21 protein-coding genes and 1 pseudogene are annotated in these 25,043 nt (G+C 64.2%); 13 read left to right on the top strand and 9 right to left on the bottom strand.

The annotated features are described in order from the left end of the window. The first annotated feature begins 19 nt into the window (after positions 1-19). The 5 genes from IVB47_RS31540 to IVB47_RS31520 all read left to right on the top strand — a co-directional run bounded on the left by IVB47_RS31540 (position 20) and on the right by IVB47_RS31520 (position 5,526). Entirely contained in the window at positions 20-418 is a 399-nt protein-coding gene (locus IVB47_RS31540) for a 5-carboxymethyl-2-hydroxymuconate Delta-isomerase (RefSeq protein ID WP_247359939.1), read from the top strand. Continuing rightward, positions 411-1,949 carry a 5-carboxymethyl-2-hydroxymuconate semialdehyde dehydrogenase gene (hpaE, locus tag IVB47_RS31535; protein WP_247467336.1) on the top strand — a complete coding sequence of 513 codons (1,539 nt, stop codon included), beginning with the start codon at positions 411-413 and terminating at the stop codon, positions 1,947-1,949. The genes IVB47_RS31540 and hpaE overlap by 8 nt, the downstream gene beginning before the upstream one ends. A gap of 66 nt (positions 1,950-2,015) precedes the next feature. Continuing rightward, the gene (hpaD, locus tag IVB47_RS31530) at positions 2,016-2,999 is read left to right on the top strand and encodes a 3,4-dihydroxyphenylacetate 2,3-dioxygenase (RefSeq protein WP_027568982.1); all 984 of its coding nucleotides are present in this window, start codon (positions 2,016-2,018) and stop codon (positions 2,997-2,999) included. 3 nt (positions 3,000-3,002) lie between these two features. After that, positions 3,003-3,872 carry a fumarylacetoacetate hydrolase family protein gene (locus tag IVB47_RS31525; RefSeq protein ID WP_247399354.1) on the top strand — a complete coding sequence of 290 codons (870 nt, stop codon included), beginning with the start codon at positions 3,003-3,005 and terminating at the stop codon, positions 3,870-3,872. A 25-nt stretch (positions 3,873-3,897) separates the two neighbouring features. Then, positions 3,898-5,526: a thiamine pyrophosphate-dependent enzyme gene (locus IVB47_RS31520; RefSeq protein WP_247399356.1), complete on the top strand. Its 1,629-nt coding sequence runs from the start codon at positions 3,898-3,900 to the stop codon at positions 5,524-5,526. On the opposite strand, the gene IVB47_RS31515 is transcribed toward IVB47_RS31520, so the two are convergent. The 5 genes from IVB47_RS31515 to IVB47_RS31495 form a co-directional block, all read right to left on the bottom strand. Then, a complete protein-coding gene (locus tag IVB47_RS31515; RefSeq protein ID WP_247467333.1) occupies positions 5,504-6,745 on the bottom strand; it encodes an MFS transporter in 1,242 nt (413 codons plus the stop codon). The two genes, IVB47_RS31520 and IVB47_RS31515, sit on opposite strands and share 23 nt — an antisense overlap. 54 nt (positions 6,746-6,799) lie before the next feature. After that, on the bottom strand, positions 6,800-7,453 hold the full coding sequence (alkB, locus tag IVB47_RS31510; protein WP_247468155.1) for a DNA oxidative demethylase AlkB: 654 nt from the start codon (positions 7,451-7,453) through the stop codon (positions 6,800-6,802). Between the two features lie 9 nt (positions 7,454-7,462). Continuing rightward, entirely contained in the window at positions 7,463-8,209 is a 747-nt protein-coding gene (locus tag IVB47_RS31505; RefSeq protein WP_027568977.1) for a 2OG-Fe(II) oxygenase, read from the bottom strand. Between the two features lie 156 nt (positions 8,210-8,365). Further along, positions 8,366-9,052, bottom strand: coding sequence for a DUF2848 domain-containing protein (locus tag IVB47_RS31500; protein ID WP_247467330.1), 687 nt, complete (start codon positions 9,050-9,052; stop codon positions 8,366-8,368). Further along, on the bottom strand, positions 9,045-10,394 hold the full coding sequence (locus tag IVB47_RS31495) for an amidase (protein WP_247467327.1): 1,350 nt from the start codon (positions 10,392-10,394) through the stop codon (positions 9,045-9,047). The genes IVB47_RS31500 and IVB47_RS31495 overlap by 8 nt, the downstream gene beginning before the upstream one ends. Positions 10,395-10,567: 173 nt before the next feature. Here IVB47_RS31495 and IVB47_RS31490 point away from each other — a divergent pair, with 173 nt between their 5' ends. From IVB47_RS31490 to IVB47_RS31475, 4 genes are all read left to right on the top strand, one after another. Continuing rightward, positions 10,568-10,981 carry an OB-fold domain-containing protein gene (locus IVB47_RS31490; RefSeq protein WP_247467323.1) on the top strand — a complete coding sequence of 138 codons (414 nt, stop codon included), beginning with the start codon at positions 10,568-10,570 and terminating at the stop codon, positions 10,979-10,981. Between the two features lie 4 nt (positions 10,982-10,985). Next, entirely contained in the window at positions 10,986-12,125 is a 1,140-nt protein-coding gene (locus IVB47_RS31485; RefSeq protein WP_247399370.1) for a thiolase, read from the top strand. A gap of 5 nt (positions 12,126-12,130) precedes the next feature. Beyond that, the gene (locus tag IVB47_RS31480; protein ID WP_247288650.1) at positions 12,131-13,045 is read left to right on the top strand and encodes an SDR family oxidoreductase; all 915 of its coding nucleotides are present in this window, start codon (positions 12,131-12,133) and stop codon (positions 13,043-13,045) included. 114 nt (positions 13,046-13,159) lie between these two features. After that, complete coding sequence (locus IVB47_RS31475) at positions 13,160-14,326, top strand: SMP-30/gluconolactonase/LRE family protein (protein ID WP_247467321.1); 1,167 nt, start codon at positions 13,160-13,162, stop codon at positions 14,324-14,326. A gap of 50 nt (positions 14,327-14,376) precedes the next feature. Here IVB47_RS31475 and ppc read toward each other — a convergent pair whose 3' ends face one another. Both ppc and IVB47_RS31465 read right to left on the bottom strand, forming a co-directional pair. Continuing rightward, positions 14,377-17,166 (bottom strand): phosphoenolpyruvate carboxylase, encoded by a 2,790-nt coding sequence (ppc, locus tag IVB47_RS31470; protein ID WP_247467318.1) that lies wholly within the window; start codon positions 17,164-17,166, stop codon positions 14,377-14,379. Positions 17,167-18,013: 847 nt separating this feature from the next. Then, on the bottom strand, positions 18,014-18,904 hold the full coding sequence (locus IVB47_RS31465) for a LysR family transcriptional regulator (protein ID WP_247399381.1): 891 nt from the start codon (positions 18,902-18,904) through the stop codon (positions 18,014-18,016). 194 nt (positions 18,905-19,098) lie between these two features. Between IVB47_RS31465 and dctA the strand changes: the two genes are divergently transcribed. Both dctA and IVB47_RS31455 read left to right on the top strand, forming a co-directional pair. Further along, positions 19,099-20,415 carry a C4-dicarboxylate transporter DctA gene (dctA, locus tag IVB47_RS31460; protein WP_247425989.1) on the top strand — a complete coding sequence of 439 codons (1,317 nt, stop codon included), beginning with the start codon at positions 19,099-19,101 and terminating at the stop codon, positions 20,413-20,415. Between the two features lie 32 nt (positions 20,416-20,447). Next, positions 20,448-21,611, top strand: a complete 1,164-nt coding sequence (locus IVB47_RS31455) for a mandelate racemase/muconate lactonizing enzyme family protein (RefSeq protein ID WP_276576887.1) — start codon at positions 20,448-20,450, stop codon at positions 21,609-21,611. Here the strand turns inward: IVB47_RS31455 and IVB47_RS35605 are convergent. Both IVB47_RS35605 and IVB47_RS31450 read right to left on the bottom strand, forming a co-directional pair. Then, a pseudogene (locus IVB47_RS35605) lies at positions 21,612-21,734 on the bottom strand (Ohr subfamily peroxiredoxin); the annotation flags it as partial. Positions 21,735-21,780: 46 nt separating this feature from the next. Beyond that, positions 21,781-22,653 (bottom strand): SDR family oxidoreductase, encoded by an 873-nt coding sequence (locus IVB47_RS31450; RefSeq protein WP_247467314.1) that lies wholly within the window; start codon positions 22,651-22,653, stop codon positions 21,781-21,783. A gap of 125 nt (positions 22,654-22,778) precedes the next feature. On the opposite strand from IVB47_RS31450, the gene IVB47_RS31445 reads away from it, so the two are divergent. Together IVB47_RS31445 and IVB47_RS31440 are read left to right on the top strand one after the other, a co-directional pair. Further along, positions 22,779-23,402 (top strand): TetR/AcrR family transcriptional regulator, encoded by a 624-nt coding sequence (locus IVB47_RS31445; RefSeq protein ID WP_247467312.1) that lies wholly within the window; start codon positions 22,779-22,781, stop codon positions 23,400-23,402. Between the two features lie 343 nt (positions 23,403-23,745). After that, positions 23,746-24,663 carry an NADP-dependent oxidoreductase gene (locus IVB47_RS31440; RefSeq protein ID WP_247467310.1) on the top strand — a complete coding sequence of 306 codons (918 nt, stop codon included), beginning with the start codon at positions 23,746-23,748 and terminating at the stop codon, positions 24,661-24,663. Positions 24,664-25,043: the final 380 nt, after the last annotated feature.

Below are 25,043 nucleotides of genomic sequence, written 5' to 3'. Positions count from 1 at the left end.
AACAGGGAGTGAAACCGCGATGCCGCATTTCACGATCGAATATTCGGCCAATCTCGACGACCGCCTCGACATCGGCGCGGCGTGCGAGGTGGTGCGCAAGGCGGCGGTCGAGACCGGCATCTTCCCGCTCGGCGGCATCCGCGTCCGCGCCGTCAGATGCGAGCACTATGCCATCGCGGACGCGCGGCAAGACTACGGCTTTCTCGACATGGTGCTGCGCATCGGCGAAGGCCGCGATCTGCCAACCCGCAAGACGGCCGGCGAGCATGTCTTCCAGGCGCTCTCCCGGCATCTCGATCCCGTCTTCGCAAGCTCGAAATTCGCCCTCTCGTTCGACATGCAGATCAACGACAAGGACACGAGCTGGAAGCGCAACAACATCCACGACGCCCTGAAAGCGGAGGCCGCCCATGGATAAGCCCACGCCGAAAACCGATGTGTTCCAGGCCAACCGAGACCGCGTTGCACCGCTGCTGAAGACGCTGCGCGCCGACGGTATCGGGCACATGATCGACGGCAAGATCGTGCCATCGATCTCAGGCGAGACGTTCGAGACGAAATCGCCGATCGACGGCGCGACACTCGCAAGCGTCGCCCTCGGCATTGCCGCGGATGTCGATCGCGCCGCCACCGCTGCCGCCCTCGCCTTCAAGCCCTGGCGCGACATGGCACCGGCGATGCGGAAGAAGCTGCTGCATCGCGTGGCCGACGCCATCGAGGACAATGCCGAAGACATCGCGGTGCTCGAATGCATCGACACCGGCCAGGCCTATCGCTTCATGGCCAAGGCCGCGATCCGCGCCGCCGAAAATTTCCGCTTCTTTGCCGATCGATGCGGCGAGGCGCGCGACGGCCAGAACACGCCGAGCGACGAGCATTGGAACGTCTCGACGCGCGTGCCGATCGGCCCGGTCGGCGTGATCACGCCGTGGAATACACCGTTCATGCTCTCGACCTGGAAGATCGCCCCTGCCCTCGCAGCCGGCTGCACCGTCGTGCACAAGCCGGCGGAATGGTCGCCGATCACGGCGGCTATCCTCGCAAAGCTCGTCAAGGAAGCCGGCGTGCCCGATGGCGTGCTCAACACCGTGCACGGTTTCGGGGAAGAGGCCGGCAAGGCGCTGACCGAGCATCCCGCCATCAAGGCGATCGGCTTCGTCGGCGAGAGCTCTACCGGCTCGGCGATCATGGTTCAGGGCGCGCCGACCTTGAAGCGCGTGCATTTCGAGCTCGGCGGCAAGAACCCCGTGATCGTGTTCGACGACGCCGATCTCGACCGCGCGCTCGATGCCGTCGTGTTCATGATCTACTCGCTCAATGGCGAGCGCTGCACGTCGTCGAGCCGCCTGCTGATCCAGGCCGGCATCGCCGAGAAGTTCACCGAGAAACTCACGGCGCGCGTAAAAGCCCTGAAGGTCGGCCATCCCCTCGATCCCGTAACCGAGATCGGGCCACTGATCCACGAGCGTCACCTGGCAAAGGTGTGCTCGTATTTCGACGTCGCACGCCAGGACGGCGCGACGATTGCCGTCGGCGGCAAGGCCTATGACGGCCCGGGCGGCGGACATTATGTCGAGCCGACCCTGGTGACCGGCGCGCATGGCAAGATGCGCGTGGCGCAGGAAGAGGTGTTCGGCCCCTTCCTGACCGTGCTGCCCTTCAAGGACGAAGCCGACGCCGTCGAGATCGCCAACGACATCCGCTATGGCCTGACCGGCTATGTCTGGACTAACGACCTTGGCCGCGCATTGCGTGTCGCGGATGCGCTGGAAGCCGGCATGATCTGGCTGAACTCGGAAAACGTCCGGCATCTGCCAACGCCGTTTGGCGGCATGAAGGCCTCCGGCATCGGCCGCGACGGCGGCGATTACTCGTTCGATTTCTACATGGAAACCAAGCACGTCTCGCTGGCGCGGGGCACGCACAAGATTCAGAAGTTGGGAATCTAACGCCCGCGGTTCCTCGGCGCGCGGAGCGCGGACGGGGAATGGCGGGGTCTAGAGAGGGGAAACGCAATGCCCGTACCGCAACATATCTTCGAGCCGCCGTTCAACATCATCCGCTCCAGCCACGCCGTGCTGGACGTCACCGACCTGAAGCTCAGCCGCGAGTTCTATGAAAGCGTTGTCGGCCTGCATGTGGAGGACGCCGACGACAAGGTCGTCTACTTGCGCGCCGCCGAGGAGCACCAGCATCACTCGCTGGTGTTGCGCAAGGCGGCGGCGCCTGCCTGCAACCGGCTCGGTTTCAAAGTTGGCAACGACGGGGATCTGGACAAGGCCGCGAAGTTCCTGTCCGAGAACGGCCTTGGCTACGCCTTCGTCGATCAGCCCTTCCAGGGCCGCACGCTGCAGTTCACCGACCCCTTCGGCTTCCAGATCGAGCTGTATGCGTCGATGGACCGGCGGCCGCACCTGCTGCGCCGCTACGATCTCTACAGGGGCTGCCATCCGCAGCGGCTCGACCATTTCAACGTGTTCGCCGCCGAAGTGCAGGACACCGTCGAATTCTATGCCCGGCTCGGCTTTCGCCTCACCGAATACGCCGAGGAGGACGGACCGAACGGGCGCATCGCCGCGGCCTGGATGCATCGCAAGGGCAATGTCCACGATTTTGCCATCACCAACGGCAAGGGCCCGCGGCTGCACCACTTCGCGTACTGGACGCCGACGGCGATGAACATCATCCATCTCTGCGACGTCATGGCCTCGCAGGGCTTCGTCAAGAACATCGAGCGTGGCCCCGGCCGCCACGGCATCTCGAATGCGTTCTTCCTCTACGTCCGCGACCCCGATGGACACCGGCTCGAGCTCTACACCAGCGACTATTTCACCGGCGATCACGACCACGAGCCGCTGCGCTGGTCATTGCGCGATCCCCGTCGCCAGACATTGTGGGGCGCGCCGGCCCCGCGCTCCTGGTTCGAGCAGGGCTCGCCGTTCGCAGGACAAGCCGTGCGTGAGCCGAACTTCGTGGCCGACGTGCTGGTGGCGGACTAAGCGATGAACCTCCCTCGCATCGCCACCTATTCCGTCAAGGGTGCAACGAAGTACGGCGCCGTCGTGGACGGCGGCATTGTCGATCTCTCCGCGCGCCACGCAAAGGACTATCCGACGCTGCGCGAGGTGATCGCGGCAGGAAAGCTCGCGAGCTTCGCGGAAGAGGCCGCCGGCCGCACGCCCGATCACGCGCTCAGTGACATCATCTGGCTGCCGCCGGTGCCCGCGCCGGAAAAGATCATCTGCATCGGCGTCAACTATCCCGACCGCAATGCCGAGTACAAGGACGGCCAGGACGCGCCGAAATATCCGAGCATGTTCATGCGCTCGCCGCGCTCCTTCGTCGGCCACGACACACCGCTGGTGCGCCCGCGCGCCTCTGCGCAGCTCGACTATGAGGGAGAGATCGTGCTGGTGATCGGCAAGGCCGGTCGGCACATTGCGGAAAGTTCGGCGCTCGATCACATCGCCGCGCTGACGCTCTGCAATGAAGGTTCGGTGCGCGACTGGCTGCGCCATGCCAAGTTCAACGTCACGCAGGGCAAGAACTTCGATTCCAGCGGCAGCCTCGGCCCGTGGCTGGTGCCCTACGCACAGGAATCGCAGGTCGCCGACATCCGCCTCACCACGCACGTCAACGGAGAGCTGCGGCAGGACGACCGCACCAGCCGGCTGATGTTTCCGTTCCGCTATCTCATCAGCTATATCTCGACCTTCGCAACGCTCGTTCCCGGCGATATCATCGTCACGGGCACGCCAACCGGCGCCGGTGCGCGGTTCGACCCGCCGCGTTATCTGAAGCCCGGCGATGTTATCGAAGTCGCGGCCGAGGGCATCGGATCTTTACGCAACGGCGTCGTCGACGAAGCCTGAACAATAATCGAAATGGAATAATGCCATGACTACCCTCACCGGCGGCGAAGCCATCGTAAGCGGCCTTGTCGCCCATGGCGTCGATACTGTATTCGGCCTGCCCGGCGCCCAGGTCTACGGCCTGTTCGACGCGTTCCACCAGGCCCAGCTCAAGGTGATCGGCGCGCGGCACGAGCAGGCTTGCGGCTACATGGCGTTCGGCTATGCGCGCTCCAGCGGCAGGCCCGGCGTGTTCAGCGTGGTGCCCGGCCCCGGCGTGCTCAACGCCAGCGCCGCGCTGCTCACCGCCTTCGGCTGCAACGAGCCGGTGCTGTGCGTCACCGGTCAGGTGCCGACGCAGTTTCTGGGCAAGGGCCGCGGCCATCTGCACGAGATGCCGGACCAGCTCGCTACCTTGCGCACCTATGTGAAATGGGCGGATCGGATCGAATATCCCGGCAACGCGCCGACCACCGTCGCGCGCGCCTTCCAGGAGATGACGTCCGGACGGCGTGGCCCCGCTTCGGTCGAGATGCCCTGGGACGTCTTCACCCAGCGCGCCGACACCGCGGCTGCGCAAGTGCTGGAGCCGCTGCCCGCGCCGCAGCCCGACCCTGATATGATCAAGCAGGCGGCCGCGCTGATCAAGAACAGCAAGGCGCCGATGATCTTCGTCGGCAGCGGCGCGATCGAGGCGCGCGAGGAGATTCTCGAACTCGCCGAGATGATCGACGCGCCTGTCGTCGCCTTCCGCAGCGGCCGCGGCATCGTCTCCAACGCGCATGAGCTTGGGCTGACCATGGCGGCAGCTTACAAGCTGTGGCCGACAACCGATTTGATGATCGCAATCGGCACGCGCGCCGAACTGCCGGCATCGGGCTTCCGCTGGCCGTATCAGCCGAAGGGGCTGAAATCCATTCGTGTCGATATCGATCCGGCCGAGATGCGCCGGCTCGCCTCCGATGTCGCTATCGTCGCCGACGCCAAGGCCGGCGCGGCCGATCTTGTCACCGCCGTGACGAAGGCCGGCTATGCCAGGACCAGCGGCCGGCGGGGCGACATCCGCGAGGCTGCTGCGACGGCGCAAGCCGAGATCCAGCGCATCCAGCCGCAGATGGCATATCTCAACATCCTGCGCGAGGTGCTGCCGGCGAACGCAATCGTGACCGATGAATTGTCCCAGTTCGGCTTCGCCTCCTGGTACGGTTTTCCGATCTACGAGCCGCGCACCTTCATCACATCAGGCTATCAGGGCACGCTCGGCTCGGGCTTCCCGACCGCGCTCGGCGCCAAGGTCGCCAATCCCGACAAGCCGGTGGTGGCGATCACCGGCGACGGCGGCTTCATGTTCGGCGTGCAGGAGCTCGCCACCGCCGTGCAGTTCAACATCGGCGTGGTGACGCTGGTGTTCAACAACAACGCCTACGGCAATGTCCGCCGCGACCAGCGCGAGCGCTTCGACGGCCGCGTGGTGGCGTCCGATCTGGTCAACCCGGATTTCGTCAAGCTGGCGGAGTCCTTTGGCGTCGCATCAGCGCGCGTCACCGCGCCGGACCAGTTCAAGGCGGCGATGGAGAAGGCGCTCGCCCATGGCGGGCCGTATCTGATCTCGATCGAAGTGACCAGGGATTCGGAAGTGAGCCCCTGGGCGTTCATCCACCCGCCGAAGCCTTGAGGTGAACGCCGCCCTGTAGCCGCGCCGCCGCGATCACCAGCAGGCCCGCGCCTGCGACCGCCCAGCAGGCGACCGGGGCCCAGTGCAGCAGCGGCGCGTAGTCAGGCACTTTCTGCAAGCCGCCGGCGACCGCCGCCATTCGTGCCAAGGTCCCGAGTGCCAGCGCCGAGAAGACGAGGCCGGTCACCTTTCCCTCCGCGCCGGTCGAGCCGATGGCCAACGCAGCCGAGATCGCGCTCATCAGCATGCAGCCCCACGCTGCTCCGGCGAGAAACTGCGCGACGATCAGCGTGTTGAGGCTGCCGGCGAATTCGGCTGCAGCAATCGCGACCGCTCCAAGCAGTCCGGCCGCGCCCATCACGATCACGCCGCCACGGTGCTTGGCGACGAGGCTTGCCGGAAACATGGCAATGTTGAAACCGATCCAGAACACCGGCATCAGCCATTGCAGCTCATCCGGCTTGGCAAAGCGCAGGTAGAACGGCGCGCTGTTCAGAGCGAAGTGCAACTGATAACCGAGCGCGAGCGCCACCATCGCGACGATGAAGGCGATCGGCATGAGGCCAAGCGGCTTTGCCGCTTCGGGCGGTGTCGGCGGCGCGGTGTCGCGGGCCACCTCGTGCTCGATCCGTGACAGTCCGAGCGCGGTCAACAGCAACACTGCGCTCGATATCACGAAGGGCAGCCGCGCATCGTGCTCGCGCAGCACCACGCCGAGATAGGGCGAGACTGCGCCGGCGACGCCATAGCCGAGCATCGCGAGCGCGGCGAGGAACGGCACCTGCGGCCGGGCGCGGTATTTGCCGAGCAGGGTCAGCGGCGGCGCGCGCAGCGCGGACGAGGTGATCGACCAGACAACGATCAGGGCAATGAACCACCCCTGCGCGGCCACCCCGCGTCCTGCGACGAAGGGCAGCGCGACGAACGCGCCGCAGGAGATCGCGGCCACGAGCCCGACGAACAGGCCTAGCCTGCCGAGATGGGGAGCGATCTTGTCGGCGGCGATCCCCATCGCGGTGTCGGCGATGGTGAAGATCGCCTGGTCCAGCATCAGGATGAGGATGACGGCTGATGGCGCGACGCCGACCTCAGCCGCGAGCTTTGGCAGATAGATGACGTAGGTGGTCCAGCCAAGCGTGAACGCCAGTTGCAGCACGGCCAGATACAAGCCGGTACGGTTGGCCGCGCCAGTGCCGGCCGAGAGCTGTGTGGTCGCCATATCGCCGTCTCCCCCGCCGGAAGCTTAGACGAGCGCCGGCTGCGAGGAAACGCGTCAGCGGACCGTTCGGAACGTCAAATTGATCCGCTTCCGCCCCAGCAACGCATGTTCACCGTCGGCCAGCGGCGCGACGCCGTGATAGGCGAGCCGTGACGGCCCGCCCCAGACCACGACATCGCCATGGACCAAGCGGAAGCGGCGCGGCTTGTCGCTGCGTGCCAGGCCGCCGAACAGGAACGTCGCAGGTAGCCCGAGCGAGACCGAGACGATCGGCGCTGAATAATCCAGCTCGTCCTTGTCCTGATGCAATGACAGCCGCGTGCCGGGCTCGTAGCGGTTGACGAGGCACGCGTCGGGCGCGAAGCCGGCAAAGCCGCCCTGCTCCGCGGCGCGCAACGCCAGATCGCGGAGCACCGGCGGCATCGCCGGCCACGGCGCCCCGGTCCGCGGGTCGATGGGATCATAGCGATAGCCGGTATGATCGGTGATCCAGCCGCGCTCGCCGCAATTGGTCATGGCGACCGACATCAGATGCCCGCCCGGCGTGGTCATGCGGCGGAACGGCGCCTGCGCCACGATGGCGCGCACCGCTTCGATCAACTCGCTCTCGATCGGCTTGACGAAGCCGCGCAGCAGAACGGCGCCGTCGGCGATCTCCTCGCGCGACGGCTGGGCTTCGGCAACGCTATCGAACAAATCCGCCATCAGTGGCAGCGTTTATTTCGCATCGTGAAAGATCACACCTAGTGTGTGGCGCTGACCGGACCTGACCCGGCTGACGCCATGGCGGAGATTAACGCGGTAGGTGCCGCGTGTCCCCTGCACCGGGCGGTGATGCACAGCGAAGGCCACGGCGTCGCCCTGCGCGAGCGGAACCACTTCGGCGCGGGACTGCATGCGCGGGCGCTGCTCGGTCAGCACGAACTCGCCGCCGGTGAAATCGCGGCCGGGCTCCGACAAGAGGATCGCGACCTGCAACGGGAACACGTGCTCGCCATAGAGGTCCTGATGCAGACAGTTGAAATCGCCGGCCTCGTATTGCAGCAGCAGCGGCGTCGGTCGCGCTTGGCCTGCCTCGTGGCACCGCTTCAGGAACGCCGCGTGTTCGGCCGGGTAGCGGATGTCGATCCCCATAGCCTCGTTCCAGCGGTTGGCGACGCCCTGGAGATGCGCGTAGAGCGTCGGGCGCAACTGTGCGATCAGGTCAGGCAGCGGGTAGGAGAAATATTTGTACTCGCCGCGACCGAAGCCATGGCGGCCCATGACGATGCGGCTGCGGAAGTTGGCGTCGTGGGGATAGAGCGCGGCGACGGCGCGGCACTGGTCCGGCGTGAGCAGGCCTTTCAGGAGCGCGCAGCCCTGGGTGTCGAGTTCGCCGGTGATCTGGGGCCAGTCGAGGGCATCGACGCGGGCGGCGGGGTCCGTGGCTGACTTATGAGGCGATTTGCGTGCTGTTGCTGTCATGGCTCTGACCTTCGCAAGACCGCCCCGTCCTCTACCACCCGATTTCCGCCTCTCTCTCCGTCATTGCGAGCGGAGCGAAGCAATCCAGAATCCCCCCGCGGAACCAGCCTGGGTTGCTTCGTCGCAAGGGCTCCTCGCAATGACGGCGGAGAGACCTTAGCCCCTCACGGGCAGCGTCACCACGTCATAGCCGTGCTTGATCGTGCGCTTCAGCACCGGGTCTTCCAGCTCGAAATCGAAACGGTCGGCGGGGCGGATACCGCCCTTCGCCGCAAACGTGCCGCCGAACATGGCGCAGCCGTCGGGAAATTTCCCTCCCTCGAAGCCACGCGCGATCAGGTCGGCGACCGGCAGCATCGCATCGAGCGTGCCCTCCTGATAGAGCACGCGCTCGCCCTTGATCGTGGCCCAGGAGCGCAGGATCATCCTGTCCCAGTGGCCGATGACGTCCTCGAGCTCCCACAGCCTGGATGCGATCGGCTTGTCGCACATCTGCTTGGACACCGTGACGTTATAGGCCTCGACCTTGCGGTCGGTGTGGTCGGAACCGCACCCGACGAAAAGGCGACCCTGCCAGCCGATCAGCACGAACTCGACCTCGCCAGAGGAATCGCCGCCGGTGCATTCGATGCTGTCTTCCATCGTCAGCCGTCGTGCCGAGGCGCGATAGTAGATCGGCGTCGAGGCCGGCGGGGCGATACCCATCTCCTGCAGCTCGGCAATGTGCTTGTCGCGCGCGACCGGATCGCGGCCGGTCCAGCCGGCGATGACCATCTGGTCGATCGCCAGCGTCAGCGGCGTGGTGGTGTCCTGGGCGTCAACGGTGAAAGTCAGGTCAAACACGAATTACGGCCTCCATGCCGGCAGCAAGCTCGAAGATACGGCGGTCCGATCCGCCCGCGCCCGCCAGCATCAGGCCGACCGGAATCTCGCCCTCGCGATGCGCAGGCAGCGAGATGGCGCAGCCGTCGATCATGTTGATCAGGGTGCAGTTGCGGAGCGCCCGCAGGTTTTCCCTTGTGAACGCCTTGTCGTCGGCAAGGTCCGAAATTTTCGGCGGCGTGTTGGCGGTGGTCGGCAGCACCAGCGCGTCATAGGGCGCGATGCGCGCATTGACGCGGGCGATCAGCGAGCGGCGCTCATGGAGAAGATCGATGTAGTCCGCCGCGCTCTGCGCCTCGCCACGCATGATGCGCACGGAGACTCGGGGATCGTAGACGTCGCCCTTGGACGTGAGGAGGTAGCGATGCCAGGCATAGCTTTCGGAAGCCGCAAAGCCGCCCTTGGCGTTCATCGGCCCGATGTCGTGGAATTCGGCCATCTCGATGCGCTCGATGATCGCACCATGATCGGCAAGGCTCTTGAGTGCACGCTCGAATGTCGCGGCCACAGCCGCGTCGAGGTCGTCGAGCGCGATCGTGGTCGGGACCGCCAGCCGCATGCCCTTGACGGGCCGGGGCTTCAGCGGGGAGATCGGCTCGTTCGCAAGCACGGCATCGAGAATGGCACAGCAACTGACCGATCGTGCCAGCGGCCCGATGCTGTCGAGCGAGAACGACAGCGGCACAGCCCCGTCGAGCGGCACGCGCCGCTGCGTCGGCTTGTAGCCGACGATGCCGTTATAGGCCGCCGGAATCCGGCAGGAGCCGCCGGTGTCGGTGCCGAGCGCGCCATGCGCCATGCCGTCGAGCACGGAAACCGCGGCGCCCGAGGACGACCCGCCGGGCACGTGGCCCTCGGCCCGGTTCCAGACGCCCTTTGGCGTGCCGTAATGCGGATTGATGCCGATGCCGGAATAGGCGAACTCGGTCATGTTGGTGCGCCCGATCACGACGAAGCCGGCCTTGCGCAGCCGCGCCACCGTGGGGGCATCCTGTTCGGCCGGGGAGGAATCGTCGAGCGCGCGGGAGCCGGCGCGCGTCACCTGGCCCTTGATGTCGAAGAGATCCTTGATCGAGACCGGGATACCGGCGTAGCGCGACGGCGACGCCTTCACCTTGCGCAAAACGTCCATCGCATCGGCCGCCATAAGCGCGGCATCCTTGTCGACATGGATGAAGGCACGCTGCCCCTCGCCGGCCGGATCGGCGATTTTGGCGATGCAAGCCTCGACCAGCTTGCGGGAGGTGGTGCGGCCGCTTTCGAGGTCTTCGGCGAGCTTCGTCACTGTCGGAAAATCGGGCATGTCTGTCTCACGGAATATTTGCGCGCAATGTATAGCGCTGCCTCACTTCGACACAAGCATTGTGCGCATGATGGCATGCATGCGCATTGCTGGACCGTTGACGCGCCATGGTCGATTGTCGCATCAAGATCGCAACAGCCGGGCTCAGCTTGGCCTTGGGAGGACCTGCCGAGATGGCCGAACCGCAGCGCGCGCGACCGAAACCGACGCCCGAGACCCAGCATTTCTGGGACGGTACCAAGGCGGGTGAGTTGCGCCTGCAGCGCTGCGACGCCTGCGCGCATGTCTATTTTCCGCCGCGCCCGTTCTGCCCGTGCTGCGCCTCGCGCAAGGTCAGCATCTTCAAGGCGAGTGGCAAGGGCTTCCTCTACAGCTACGTGATCAACCATCGTCCCGCCGCGCCCGGCTTCACGCCGCCTTACGCGATCGCCGTGGTTGAACTTGCCGAGGGACCGCGGATGATGAGCAACATCATCGACTGCCCGCAGACGCCGGAGGCGCTCGAGCTCGACATGAAGCTCGAGGTCGCCTTCGAGGCTCTCGACGACAAGATCACCCTTCCCGTATTCCGTCCGGCGAAGGGGTAAGCCCATGCGCAGCAATCAGGTTGCCGTCGTCGGCGCGGCCGAGACCACCGAGCTCGGTGTCATTCCCAACGCCTCGCAGCTCCAGCTTCATGCGGACGCGGCACTCAATGCCATTGCCGATGCCGGCCTGAAGTTGTCGGACATCGACGGCTTCGCCACCGCCGTCGAGACACCGCAGCAGGTCTGCCACTATCTCGGCATCAAACCGACCTGGGTGGACGGCACCTCGGTCGGCGGCTGCTCCTTCATGCTGCACGTCCGCCATGCCGCCGCAGCGATCGAGGCCGGCCTGTGCAAGACCGTGCTGATCACCCATGCCGAGAGCGGCAAGTCGATGATCGGCAAGGCGCCGCGCTCGATTCCCGCCGACAGCCTGCAAGGCCAGTTCGAAGCGCCGTTCGGCGTCTACGGCCCGCCCAGCATGTTCCCGATCCCCGTGCTGCGCTTCATGAAGACCTATGGCATCACGCACGAGCAGCTCGCCGCGGTCGCGGTGGTGCAGCGGGAATGGGCGGCGAAGAATCCGCGCGCGATGATGAAGGACCCGATCACGGTCGCCGACGTCCTCAACTCGCGCATGATCGCCTACCCGTTCCGCCTGCTGCAATGCTGCCTCGTCACCGACGGCGGCGGCGCGCTGATCCTGACCTCGGCCGACCGCGCCAAGGATTTTCCGCGCAAGCCGGTCTACATCATGGGCACCGGCGAGAGCGTGGAGACGCCGATGGTCAGCCAGATGGAAACGTTCAACTCCTCGCGCGCGTTCAAGACCGCGGGACCGCTGGCGTTCAGGGAGGCCGGCATCGCGCACAAGGACGTCGATCATCTCATGATCTACGACGCCTTCGCGCATCTGCCGCTGTTCGGCCTCGGCGATCTCGGCTTCATGCCGCACGAGGAGACCGGCAAGTTCATCGCGGACGGCAACACGCGACCTGGGGCCAAGCTGCCGCTCAACACCAATGGCGGCGGCTTGAGCTACATGCATTCCGGCATGTACGGCATGTACGCGCTCCAGGAGAGCGTCCGCCAGATGCGCGGCATTGCGCCGGCGCAGGTCGCCAACGCGAAGATTTCGGTGTGCCACGGCGTCGGCGGCATGTTCGCCGCGTCGGGCACGATCGTGTTTACGAACGAGAGGTAATCCACATGAGCAAATCACTGCAAGACAAGGTCATCATCGTTACCGGCGCAGGCCGCGGCATCGGGCGGGAGATCGCGCTGCTTTGCGCAGGTGAAGGCGCCAAGGTCGTCGTCAACGATCCCGGCGTCGCCGCTGACGGCGCCGGCACCAGCGCCGCGCCCGCCGAGGAGGTGGTCGAGGAGATCAAGAAGCGCGGCGGCACCGCCGTCGCCAATTTCGAGTCGGTGGCCGAAGCCATCCCCGCCAGCAAGATCGTGAAGACTGCGACCGATCATTTCGGCCGGCTCGACGGCGTGGTCAACAATGCCGGCATCCTGCGCGACATGATCTTCCACAAGATGAGCGTTGAAGCGTTCGAGGCCGTCATCAAGGTGCATTTGATGGGCTCGTTCTACGTCAGCCACGCCGCGGCACGGATCTTCCGCGAGCAGGAGAGCGGCTCCTTCGTCCACTTCACCTCGACCTCGGGTCTGATCGGCAACTTTGGACAAGCCAATTACGCCGCCGCCAAGCTCGGCATCGTCGGCCTGTCGAAGTCGATTGCGCTCGACATGGGCCGCTTCAACGTCCGTTCCAACTGCGTCTCGCCGTTCGCCTGGACCCGCATGATCGGCACAATCCCGACCGAGACCGAAGCCGAGAAGGCGCGGGTCGAGAAGATCAAGCAGATGGGACCGGAGAAGATCGCGCCGGTCTGCGCCTATCTGCTCTCCGACGCCGCCAAGGACGTCTCCGGGCAGATCTTTGGCGCACGCATGAACGAGCTGTTCCTGTTCAGCCAGAACCGTCCGCTGCGCTCGGTGCACCGGAGCGAAGGCTGGACGCCGCAATCGATCGCGGAACACGGCATGCCGGCGCTGAAAGGTTCGTTCTACAAGCTCGACCGCTCCGCCGACATCTTCCCTTGGGATCCCGTGTAAGCGAATTCCACCTTTGCTGCATTGCGATCTCCGGTTGTCCAGCCGGGGATCGCCCGCTTTACGCCCGATTGCAGGCGGACAGTTTTCTCCCAAACAAAAAAATGGGAGGCGACTATGACAAACCCACTGACCATCTCCACCGACGTCAATGAGCCTGTTCTCGCGCGCCGCACCCTGTTGAAGGGTGCGGCAGCGGCAGTTGCGGCGACGGGCGTCACCATGACCGCAGCCCTGGGGGCGTCGGTAACGCCCTTGGGCCAGACGGGTGCACCGACAAGATCGACCGCGCCGCTGCCGTTGGGGCCGCTGCCAGGCAGCCGCTACCCGGACGCCCATTTGGAATCGGCCAAGAAGGGGCCGCCATCGTTTGGGCCCCCCGGCTTTCCCGCCTTTGCCGGCACCATGGCCGTCGAGCGCGTCGCAACGGGCTTCCGCTGGGCCGAGGGGCCAGTATATTTCGCGGCCGGGCGATACCTGCTGTTCAGCGACATTCCGAATAATCGCATCATGCGCTTCTCGGAGGACGACGGCCACGTCAGTGTCTATCGCCAGCCCTCGATGAACTCGAACGGCAACACGATTGATCGCGAAGGACGCCTGATCACGTGCGAGCACAGCGGTCGGCGCGTGACGCGCACCGAACTCGACGGCTCGATCACCATCATCGCCGACAAGTTCAATGGCAAGCGACTGAACTCGCCCAACGATGCGGTCGTGACGGCCGATGGCGCAATCTGGTTCACCGATCCCGCCTACGGCATCGGCGGTTTCTACGAAGGAATCAAGGCCGAGCCCGAGCAGGAGAAGAAGAACGTCTACCGGGTCGATCCGAAGTCTGGAGAGGTCAAGGTCGTCGTCGACGACTTTGTCGAGCCGAACGGGCTTGCCATCTCGCCGGACGAGAAGAAGCTCTACATCTGCGACACCGGCTTCACGGATGGGCCCGACAACCCGTCGCATATCCGCGTGTTTGACCTCGACGTCGCCGGGGCAAAGGTCTCGAACAGCAAGGTGTTCGCAGAGATGCCAAAACCGAGCATCACCGATGGCGTCCGCTGTGACACCGAAGGACGCGTCTGGTGCTCGGTGGGCTGGGGGGACGCAAACGAAGACGGCGTACGCTGCTACACGGCCTCCGGCGAGTTGCTGGGCAAGATTCATATTCCGGAAACCGTCGCTAATTTGTGCTTCGGCGGTCAGCAGCGAAACAGGCTCTATATTTGTGGCTCGACATCGCTCTATGCCGTCTACACCAGTGTGCAGGGCGCGATGAAGCCGTGAGCGATTAATAGAGTGGCGAGTAGCGAACCGTACGGTTCGCTACTCGCTTCTCAACCCGTATTCCTCAGCCCCGCCGAGATCCCGTTGATCGTGAGCTGAATCCCGCGCAGCACCTGCTCGTCCGGGTTCTGCGCGCGATGCTCTCTCAGCAGCTCGACCTGCACGTGGTTGAGCGGGTCGAGATAGGGGAAGCGGTGGCGCACCGAGCGTTCCAGCAGCGGGTTGCCTTGCAGCAGGCGGTCCTGGCCCATGATGTCCAAGAGCGTCTCGATGCAGGAGTGCCATTCGCGGCGGATGCGGCCGAAGATTTTTTCACGCAGAGCTTCGTCGGGCACGAGTTCGGCATAGCGCGAGGCGATCGCGATTGAGCTTTTCGCCAGCACCATGTCCATGTTCGACAGCAGCATGCGGAAGAACGGCCATTCCTTGTAGAGCTCTTTGAGGAACGGCATGCCCTTGTCGGGATGCTCCGCGATCCATTGCTCGACGGCGCTGCCAAAGCCGTACCAACCGGGCAGCATCAGGCGGCATTGCGCCCAGGAGAACACCCAGGGGATGGCGCGAAGGTCCTCGATCGCACGGGTCTTCTTGCGCGAGGCCGGGCGGCTGCCGATGTTGAGCGTCGCGATCTCGTTGATGACGGTGGACGCCCAGAAATAATCGACGAAGCCGTCGGTCTCGTACACGAGGCCGCGGTAGGCCTTGAAGGCGAGACTTGAAAGCTCGTCCATCGCGGTCAGATATTCGCGCCGCGGCGCGCTCTGGCGCGGATGCAACAGGCTCGCCTCCAGAGTCGCGGCGGCAAGGATCTCCAGATTGTTGCGGCCAACTTCGGCGTTGGAGTATTTCGACGAGATGATCTCGCCCTGCTCGGTGATGCGGATCTGGCCGTTCACCGCGCCGCCGGGCTGGGCGATGATGGCATCATAGCTCGGGCCGCCGCCGCGGCCGACCGAACCGCCGCGGCCATGGAACAGACGCAGGCGCACGCCGTGGCGCTCGAACACGTCGACGAGGCAGATCTCGGCCTTGTAGAGCTCCCAGCCCGAGGTGACGAAGCCGCCGTCCTTGTTCGAGTCGGAATAGCCCAGCATGACCTCCTGCACGCTGCCGCGGCTGTCGACCAGCCGGCGGTAATCATGCAGCGAGAGCATGCGGTCCATGATGGTGGAAGACGCCTGCAGATCCTCGATGGTTTCGAACAGCGGCACGATATTGATGGCACTGCGCCCCGAGGGATGCACCAGCCCCACCTCCTTGAGCAGCACCGCGACCTCGAGCATGTCGGACATGCTCTTGCACATCGAGATGATGCATTGGGGGATGGCGTCCGAGCCGAACTTCGCATGCGCTTCTGCTGCGGCATGGAAGACGTTGAGCTCGCCCATGGTCTCGTCGCTGTACTTGACGAACGGCGACACCAGCGAGCGCGTCGAGCGCAGCTCGTTGGTGAGCAGCGAGATGCGCGCGTCCTCGCCGAGCGCGAGATAGGACATGCCGGGGTTGGCGGCGTCCATCAGCTCGGCGATAGTGCGCTCGTGCACTGCGGAGTTCTGCCGGATGTCCAGCCGCGCCAGATGGAATCCAAAGCAGTCCACCGCACGGCGCAGCAGCCGCAGCCGGCCGCGGGCGATGACGCCGGCGTTGTTGGAGATCAGCGAGCGGTGCAGCACGTCGAGATCGGCCTTGAACTCCCCGACGCTGTCATATGGCGCGCCCTTGCCGACCGGCCGGCGCGTGATCTCGACCTGAAGCATTTCGGCCGTTGCGGTCAGGCGCGCATAGATGCCGGAGACCGCAAGACGATACGGCTCGCCGCTCCGGTGCGGCGAGGTATCGGGCGAGCGCTCCGCCAGCGTGCGCAGCTCCTCGGAGACGTCGGCGAGATGCGCCGCGATCGACAGCTCGGAGCCGAGCACGTGCAGCTCATTGAGATAGAATTGCATCACCCGGCTCGACTGCAGCCGCAGCGTGCCGCGCATGACGTCGGCGGTGACGAAGGGATTGCCGTCGCGGTCGCCGCCGATCCAGCTGCCCATGCGCAGGAACGAGGCGAGCTCGCCGGCCGCCTGCTCGCCGCCCTCCTCCAGCCGGTCCTCCAGCGTGTTGACCAGCCGCGGCACCTCGCGCAGAAACGTGTAATCGTAGAACGACAGGCCGTTGGCGACCTCGTCAATCACGGTGAGCTTGGTCCGGCGCAGCAGATTGGTCTGCCACAGCGTCAGCACCTCGCGGCGGAGCTGCTCGTCACTGGCGGCGGCCTCCTCCGCCGTCAGCGCGACGCGCTCGCGGCGATCGAGCAGGGCGGCGACCTCCATCTCGCGGTCCATCGTGCTCTTGCGGCGGACCTCGGTCGGATGCGCGGTCAGCACCGGGCTGACCAGCGCGCTCTTGAAGAAGTTGCGCAGGGCATCGGCACCGATGCCCGCAGCCCTGGCATGGGCGAGCGTCTCGGCCAGCACGCCTGAGCCGCCACCCTTGTTGGCGCGCATCTGGCGGATGTTGTTCTGGTCCTCGGCGATGTTGGCGAGGTGGGAGAAATAGCTGAAGGCGCGGACGATCCGTACCGTCTCGGAGGTCGACATGCTGTCGAGGATCTGCTCGAGCTCGCGGCGGGCGAGCCGGTCCTCGTCGCGGTGGAATCGGATCGAGGTCTGCCGGATGCGCTCGACCAGATCGAACAATTCAGGCCCCTCCTGGTCGCGCACGGTGTCGCCGAGGATGCGTCCGAGCAGGCGGATATCGTCCCGCAGCCGCGCATCCGCCTCCAGCGCCAGGACTTCCTCGGGGCGGTTGGGGCGTTGGTCGACGGTGTCGGACGATATGGTCTGGAGGGACATGGCTCGCTCCCCTTGTCGAGCTCGCTTGACTGCCCGGCTCAGCCGAGTGTGCAAGTTTTTTGCCGCAGCGCAAGATGAAGTTGGGGGCGGCGCGGCAACATCACCGATCATGGGTGGGAATGCGCCTTGGTGACGGGCGCAGACATACATTCGCGGTCTCGCGGCGGGGGGCGCCCGAGTTTGCTGTCCGTTTCGCCCTCGTCGAGAAAAAAGGGCGCAGGGAAGACCGGGCGCCGGCTGGCACCCAGGGTCCGCACGCGAAAAACGCACGCGGGGCTGACCACAGGTGATGCCGGAACATCCGGCCTTCCCTGCGCAATGGTTTTACGGCTTATGGCGTGCTCTCCCCGGGGAGCGATGCACTATTGCCCCCGTCGCCTTGCGGATGATCGATGCGCGCACCCGGTCGGGCCGCACATCACCGCAAGCCTTGACGCACAGACCCCGGGGCGTCAGGACCACACGCTTTTGTCGTCCGCGGACGTCCCTCCCCGGACATCCGGAAGCTCGCGCGTGCTCGCCCCCGAAGCCGAAAAGAACCGCTGTGACCGCGCCGGGTCGTTCGCGCAGATCGCGATGGCTCACAGGCGTAGCCCGCCCTGCCACCTCGTCACGCGCCGGCGCTGCCGCGTCCATCGCATCCCGGCTCACGTATCGTGACGATCGCGAAACGCCCTTTTAGCGGGCCGGGATGTCTTGTAGCGGGCCGGGATGTCTTGCGGTTTACCCGAAGCCGTAATTCGGTCAATCAGAATATTTGTCGGTGCCACTCCTTGATCTGCATGTAGCGTGTTTTGGCGTCGGAAGACCGTGGGCGTAGTAGTCACCATGGGAGCCGAATGTTTCCTCAGCCGACCTCTGCAGGTTCGAATGCCAACCAGAGAGCTTCAACTTCGTGACTCTGTCGTGCAGCCGGGCGAAAGAGCCGTATCTCGATCGGGATTACGGACTTGGCATCGCCGGCCGCGACCAGCGAACCCGCCTTGATGTCGTCTTCGGCCAACGTTCGCGGAAGCCAGGCGACACCGTCTCCGGACCTGACCATCGATAGCAGCGTCGCGGCGAGATGCGACGTGAAGATCTTCTTCAGGTCTCTTTTCGCTAACTGACTTGCAACGATACGGCCCAGCCCTGACTGCGGGCTGTAGGCCAAGTAGGGGATGGTCTCGTCGCTCTGCAGCGACCACCGCGGCTTCCGGCCGGTGCCCGCTGCGCTGAGCGGAAGTAGCGTGTCGGTCCCTACGACAATGCTCTTGAATTGCCTGGTATCGAGCCGGCTGCCCATGCTGCGGTGGTAGTGGCACAACAAGAACGACACGTCGCCCCGGAGCATCATCCGCTCGCACGCCAGCATGCTGTCGGAAACCAGATTAAGATTGCCTAAGGCGAGGATCTTCTCGCTGCTCCGGACCCACTTCGGAAAGAACGTGAACGACAATACATGCGTCGCCGCGATCGACAGCGGTCCCACGCCCCGGCCGGCCACTTCGAGGGTCTCGCGGCGCAGTTGGTGAAGCGCTCTGGTCAGGATCTCTGCCTGGCCGTGGAAATGCTCGCCGGCGGGCGTGAGCGTCACGCTGTGCGTCGTGCGAACGAATAGCGGCGCTCCCACCCAGTCCTCCAATGCCCGGATACGCCGGCTGAAGGCCGGCTGGGTGACGTGACGGGCTTCGGCCGCCTTGGAGAAGCTCAAGGTCTCGGAGAGAGCCAGATAGTCCTCAAACCAGATCAGCTCCATCGGTAATGCCAAATCGGCATAACTATTCTCGGCAACAGCATTAGCCTTCTCCCCGCCTGAAGCCTACGGATCACTGCAGGCTATACAACACCGCAGCAGGACGGAAGTCGTTCCGGACATCGGAGCGGCCCTTTCCAAACAGCTATAGAGGCCGATCCACGGCCCGGCACAGCGCGGCCATCAGGGAGAAAACATTGAGAAAAGCGTCATCATTCGGACTTTTGAGCGAACTGTATGTGCAGGTCCTCCTTGCCATCCTGCTCGGCGGTTTGGTGGGCTATCTCTGGCCTCAGGTCGGGACGAGCCTTCAGCCGCTCGCCGACGGCTTCATCAAACTGATCAAGATGCTGCTATCGCCGATCATCTTCGGTACGGTCGTCGTCGGCATAGCCAAGATGAGCGACATCAAGGAAGTCGGCCGGATCGGTGTCAAGTCGCTGATCTACTTCGAGGTCGTCTCGACACTGGCCTTGGTGATCGGCCTGGTCGTCGTCAACGTGATCAAGCCAGGCGTTGGCATGAACATCGACGCCAGCCACATCGATGCGGGATCGATCTCGGCCTACGTAAAGGCCGCTGACGGCAACCACGGTTTCGTGCAGTTCCTACTCGACATCATCCCGACCACGATCGTGGAGGCCTTCGCCAAGGGAATGATGCTGCAGGTCATCCTGATTTCGGTGCTGATCGGCATCGCCATGGTTCAACTCGGCGATTACGGCAAGCCGCTGGTGAACGTGATCGACATCCTGCTGCACGCCCTGTTCCGGATCGTGGCCATGGTGATGCGCCTCGCCCCGCTAGGAGCCGGGGCGGGGGTCGCGTTCACGATCGGGAAGTACGGGATCGCGACGCTCTGGTCGCTCGGCTATCTGATGCTCGGTGTCTACGTCACCACCATTCTCTTCGTCGTCGTGGTGCTCGGCGGCATCGCGACGTGGGCCGGTTTTTCGCTGCCGCAGTTCTTCCGTTACTTCAAGGACGAGATCCTCATCGTCCTGGGCACCTGCTCGACCGAAGCGGTGATGCCGCAGATGCTGGTCAAACTCGAACGGCTCGGTTGCGACAAGACCGTCGTCGGCATGGTGCTGCCCACCGGCTACACGTTCAATGCCGACGGAACGTCGATCTACCTTTCCATGGCCGCCATCTTCGTAGCCCAGGCGACGAACACCGATCTTTCCTTCGGCGACCAGATTGTCCTGCTGGGCGTGCTTCTCCTGACGTCGAAGGGATCCGCTGGCGTCGCTGGCGCCGGATTCGTGACGCTCGCCGCGACCCTCTCTTCGATCCACACCGTTCCCGTAGCCGGGCTCGTTCTACTGCTCGGCGTCGATCGCTTCATGAACGAAGCCCGCGCCGTGACCAACCTGATCGGCAACGGGATCGCGACGATCGCGATCGCCAAGTGGGACGGCGCCTTTGACCAGAAGCAGGCAGCGGAGGCCATGCGCCTTCATGGCAAGGAGCCCATCACAGGCGAATACGAACTTCCCGAGACAACCCACTAACCCGAGTCAGCAACTTAAAACGGAGAATGCCGATGCGTATCGTAGATGTCGTCGAGGCGACCAAGCCAATCTCGTCACCGATCCGGAATGCCTACATCGATTTCTCGAAGATGACGTCCAGCCTCGTCGCCGTCGTAACCGACGTCGTCCGCGACGGGCGGCGAGTGATCGGCTACGGCTTCAATTCGAACGGCCGCTACGGTCAGGGCGGACTGATCCGGGAGCGCTTTCGCGACCGCATTCTGGAAGCCGAACCCGTCAGCCTGCTGAACGACGACGGTACCAATCTCGATCCGCATCGCATCTGGGCGAAGATGATGTCGAACGAGAAGCCCGGCGGTCACGGCGAGCGTTCCGTGGCCGTCGGAACGCTCGATATGGCAATCTGGGATGCGACCGCAAAAATCGCCGGCAAGCCACTTTTCCGCCTGCTGGCCGAAATGAAGGGCAAGGAGGCCAACCCGCGGGTCTTCGTCTACGCTGCCGGCGGCTACTACTATCCCGGCAAGGACAACTCCGCATTGCAGGCAGAAATGCGCGGCTATCTAGACCGCGGCTACAACGTCGTGAAGATGAAGATCGGTGGCGCGTCGATCGACGAGGACCGCGGCCGCATCGAGGCCGTGCTCAAGGAAATCGGGTCGCAGGCCAAGCTCGCCGTCGATGCCAACGGCCGCTTCGATCTCGAGACCGGCATCGCCTATGCCAAAATGCTGCGCCAGTACCCGCTGTTCTGGTATGAGGAGATTGGCGATCCGCTCGACTACGCCCTCCAGGCCGCCGTCGCCGAATTCTATCCCGCTCCGATGGCCACGGGCGAGAATCTGTTTTCGCATCAAGACGCTCGCAACCTGCTCCGCTACGGCGGCATGCGCCCGGACCGCGACTGGCTGCAGTTCGACTGTGCCCTGTCATACGGTCTCGTCGAATATCTCCGGACCCTGGACGTCCTAGCCCAACACGGTTGGTCGCCGTCGCGCTGCATCCCGCACGGTGGTCACCAGATGTCGTTGAACATCGCCGCCGGTCTAGGGCTCGGCGGCAACGAGAGCTACCCGGACCTCTTCCAGCCCTACGGTGGATTCCCGGATTCGGTCGGGGTTCAGGACGGTCACATCGTCATGCCGGACATTCCGGGCATCGGCTTCGAGGGCAAGTCGGATCTCATCAAGATCATGCGCGAACTGGCGGAATAGGCCGGCTGCAAAGAGTTGCTCCGGATTGGTTGCGGCGCCCTTGCCGCCCATCGTCTTGGGAAGCGCCAGCGGAAGCTCGATAATCCCGTCCTCGCTACGGATGCTGCCGCTTCGCCCGCCCATCGCGGTGACCCTGTTGCTGTAAAGTTTGTTCCTCGTCGTCTTCCCGTCAAATCATGCTCGCCATGCCGAGCGCGCGAAGGAGGTCGTTCTGAATCGGGGCGACGGCCTCGTTCAGCCGCTGGACACCGAAATCCATGCCTTCGGGCATCACGACCGTCCGCAGAGGCCGCCGTTCCGTGGCCTCGACCAGATGCGCGATCGCATTCGCGACGCGCTGGGGCTGTGGCGGATTCTGCGGATCGTTTCCATCGTTAGAGTGCTCCTTGATCTGACCCGGGATCGCCGCGACATCGCCATAGGTTTTCAGCACGGCTTGGTCGGAGGGTTCGGGGCTGGATGGAAGAAGGTTGCTCGGGAACGGGCCTGGCTCGACGATGACCGAATCGACGCCGAAGCTCGAAAGCTCGTAGCGGTAGGCTTCCGCGAGGGCTTCGAGCGCGAACTTGCTGGCGGAATAGACACCGAAGAACGGGAAGACCACCCGACCCATGAGCGACGTGACATGGATGAGGACGCCGCCGCCGGCGGCCCGCATGTGCGGCAGAACGGCGCGATCGGTGCGAACGGCGCCGAAGAAGTTCACGGCGAACTGCGCTTCGATATCCTTGACCGTATAGGCTTCCGTGACGCCCACGGGCATCATTCCCGCGTTGTTGACCAGGGCATCGACCCTGCCGTGCTGCCGGATGACATCCGCTATCGCGGCGTTGACGGATTGCTCGTCGGCAACGTCCATCTCCAGGACCTGGAGCGCACGCCCTTCGGCCTTTTCGACAAGCTCGTCGCGAACACGGCTATTTCTTCCTGCGACGTCGCGCATGGCAGCAACCACCGTGTGACCCCGCCTTGCGAGTTCCGAGGCGGTGAGTTTCCCAAAACCACTGCTCGCACCCGTCACAACCACAACTTTTCCGCTCATCTCACGATCTTTCTCTCAAATCCAAGGAACGACGGAACTTATAGACAGACCTGTATGTCTTTGCAATCCCTTAATTGACAGAATAGTCTGTCCAGTGACGCAAACGGCTCGGTTAAGGATGATCGATGGGCACGCTGCTTGATTTCGTGGACGTGGATATTCAACCACTCGATGCACTCGCCCCGCGCGAGCGCATTTTGAAGACGGCGTCAGATCTGTTTTACCGGTTCAGCATCAACTCTGTCGGAATCGACCGGCTCATCGCCGAAAGCGGCGTGGCCAAGATGACGTTCTACAAGCACTTTCCCTCGAAGGCCGACCTCATCGCCACCTACCTGCGCTACAAGAGCGCCGTCTGGTTTCAGATGCTTTCGACCTCCACCGAGCGAGCCGGTCTCACGCCAGTGGAGCGCGTTCTCGCTGTTTTCGACGCACTCGAACAACCGCTCCTTGCGCCCTCATTCCGCGGCTGTCCGTTCGCGAAAGGAATGGCCGAATTCGGCCCGGAGGCAAACTCCCCGGGCGTAGAGGCGACCATCGCAGCGTATTTTACAAAGTTGCACGGCTTCGTTGCGTCACTCATTGAGCCCTTGGCATTGAGCAAACCCGAAAGGACCGTGATCCAGATCCTGTCGCTGTTCGAAGGCTCGCTCGTGATCGCACAGTCAACGCGTGATCCCGCCATCGTCCAGGCTAACCGCGAGGCGGCCAGAGTGTTGCTGGAAAACGGGATCGCCTCGTCGTCCTGATCCGTAGCCCTTGCGAAACCCATCATGCTTCGTCATCGGCGGACGGTTTGATGGGCTTCGTGGCGCTCTACTCATCCTACGCGCTCAAGCTAAGCGCCGTCTGATGCGCTTGGTACAGCCAAAATTTGCAATCTTGGTACTGGTTTCATGACCAGGCGCGACGCATCTAGCTGCTAGTACCGCGACCGAAGCGAACCCGATCGGCAGTCTCAATACGAGTCGGTCAATGCAGACAGCGCAGATCGCGGACACTTTCACACCGCCCGGCAGTTTGTAGATAGCCTTTGTGCTTACGCTGCCAGCAACAGTTGCATCAAGAGACAATGACCGAGGAGGTAATTCCATGAAGGCGATCGTTGTAACGGAACGGGCCGCGGGAACGGCCGGGATGAAGCTGGTGGACCGGCCCGAGCCGCAGGCATCGATAAACGACGTCATTGTTCGGGTTCATGCGTCGGGATTTGTTCCGACCGAGTTGACGTGGCCCTCGACCTGGACAGATCGCCTCGAGCGTGACCGAACGCCGTCGATCCCTGGGCATGAGTTGGCTGGAGTGGTTACCGCTCTCGGATATGGCACTACGGGGTTGTCGGTAGGACAGCGGGTGTTTGGCCTCGCGGACTGGTATCGCGACGGCACACTGGCCGAGTATGTGGCGATCGAGGCACGCAATCTCGCGCCGCTCCCGGGCGACGTCGACTTCACGGTGGGCGCAAGCCTGCCGGTCTCGGGCCTAACCGCGTGGCAAGGGCTGTTCCAGCATGGCCGTCTCCAGGCGGGGCAGAGCGTCCTCGCACACGGCGCGGCCGGCGCAGTCGGGTCGATGGTGACGCAACTCGCACGAGAGGCCGGCGCCTACGTCATCGGCTCTGGACGCGCCGCCGACCGTCAGACAGTGCTCGACTTCGGCGCGAAGGAGTTCGTCGACCTCGACAACGATGCCCTGGAAGACATCGGCAAAGTCGACCTGGTGTTCGATGTCATCGGCGGTGACATCCAGAAGCGGTCCGCAGGATTGATTGGAGTCGGAGGAACACTGGTCACCATCGTCGGGCCCGCAGAGGCGCGACCCTCCGACGGCCTGGCGGTCGACTTTGTCGTCGAGGCCGATCGTGCCCAACTGAGTGAGATCGTCCAGCGGGTGCGGGACGGACGATTGCGGACAAACATCGGCAACATCTCGATCTTCGACGATGCGGTCACCGCCTTAAACCCGACCAGGCGACGCAAGGGGAATACAATCATTCGCGTTCGTCCCTGAGGGAGCATGCCCATTGATGCACGCAGCGTGCAGGATGGGCTGAGCCCTTGCGAAACCCATCATGTTTCGTCATTGGCGGACAGTTTGATGGGTTTCGCTCACGCTCTAGCCCATCCTACGAGCTTAGTTGGTCCTCAAGCTCCCGGATGTGCTTCGCGGTCCGCATTAAACGTGATCACCACTCCGATCTCGGGACAATAGTGACGCTTACCAGTGGTGATGGTGCCGCCAGCCATAGTGATGGCCTCGGCCTCTGCCCCAGCCGTAATGATGACCACGGCCGCCGCGATGACCCCAGCCGTGGCCACCGCCATGTCCGTGGCCGCCCTTGACCTCGATGGTGTCAGTCTGAGACGCGCCCAGTGCGTCCGGCTTGGCAA

Origin of the sequence: Bradyrhizobium sp. 62 (assembly GCF_023073035.1) — a bacterium.
Taxonomy (GTDB): Bacteria; Pseudomonadota; Alphaproteobacteria; order Rhizobiales; family Xanthobacteraceae; genus Bradyrhizobium.
Note: the sequence above shows the minus strand (reverse complement) of the source record. Positions and strands in the feature narration are given on the sequence as shown.

Bases quoted from the DNA above. Each gene is read 5' to 3' on its own strand.
- IVB47_RS31440 (WP_247467310.1), top strand. From the start codon at position 23,746: ATGAAGGCGATCGTTGTAACGGAACGGGCCGCGGGAACGGCCGGGATG.
- IVB47_RS31495 (WP_247467327.1), bottom strand. From the start codon at position 10,394: ATGCCCGATTTTCCGACAGTGACGAAGCTCGCCGAAGACCTCGAAAGC.
- IVB47_RS31490 (WP_247467323.1), top strand. From the start codon at position 10,568: ATGGCCGAACCGCAGCGCGCGCGACCGAAACCGACGCCCGAGACCCAG.
- IVB47_RS31520 (WP_247399356.1), top strand. From the start codon at position 3,898: ATGACTACCCTCACCGGCGGCGAAGCCATCGTAAGCGGCCTTGTCGCC.
- IVB47_RS31465 (WP_247399381.1), bottom strand. From the start codon at position 18,904: ATGGAGCTGATCTGGTTTGAGGACTATCTGGCTCTCTCCGAGACCTTG.
- IVB47_RS31485 (WP_247399370.1), top strand. From the start codon at position 10,986: ATGCGCAGCAATCAGGTTGCCGTCGTCGGCGCGGCCGAGACCACCGAG.
- IVB47_RS31480 (WP_247288650.1), top strand. From the start codon at position 12,131: ATGAGCAAATCACTGCAAGACAAGGTCATCATCGTTACCGGCGCAGGC.
- IVB47_RS31450 (WP_247467314.1), bottom strand. From the start codon at position 22,653: ATGAGCGGAAAAGTTGTGGTTGTGACGGGTGCGAGCAGTGGTTTTGGG.
- IVB47_RS31445 (WP_247467312.1), top strand. From the start codon at position 22,779: ATGGGCACGCTGCTTGATTTCGTGGACGTGGATATTCAACCACTCGAT.
- IVB47_RS31515 (WP_247467333.1), bottom strand. From the start codon at position 6,745: ATGGCGACCACACAGCTCTCGGCCGGCACTGGCGCGGCCAACCGTACC.
- IVB47_RS31540 (WP_247359939.1), top strand. From the start codon at position 20: ATGCCGCATTTCACGATCGAATATTCGGCCAATCTCGACGACCGCCTC.
- IVB47_RS31475 (WP_247467321.1), top strand. From the start codon at position 13,160: ATGACAAACCCACTGACCATCTCCACCGACGTCAATGAGCCTGTTCTC.
- IVB47_RS31455 (WP_276576887.1), top strand. From the start codon at position 20,448: ATGCGTATCGTAGATGTCGTCGAGGCGACCAAGCCAATCTCGTCACCG.
- hpaE (WP_247467336.1), top strand. From the start codon at position 411: ATGGATAAGCCCACGCCGAAAACCGATGTGTTCCAGGCCAACCGAGAC.
- ppc (WP_247467318.1), bottom strand. From the start codon at position 17,166: ATGTCCCTCCAGACCATATCGTCCGACACCGTCGACCAACGCCCCAAC.
- hpaD (WP_027568982.1), top strand. From the start codon at position 2,016: ATGCCCGTACCGCAACATATCTTCGAGCCGCCGTTCAACATCATCCGC.
- IVB47_RS31505 (WP_027568977.1), bottom strand. From the start codon at position 8,209: ATGACAGCAACAGCACGCAAATCGCCTCATAAGTCAGCCACGGACCCC.
- IVB47_RS31525 (WP_247399354.1), top strand. From the start codon at position 3,003: ATGAACCTCCCTCGCATCGCCACCTATTCCGTCAAGGGTGCAACGAAG.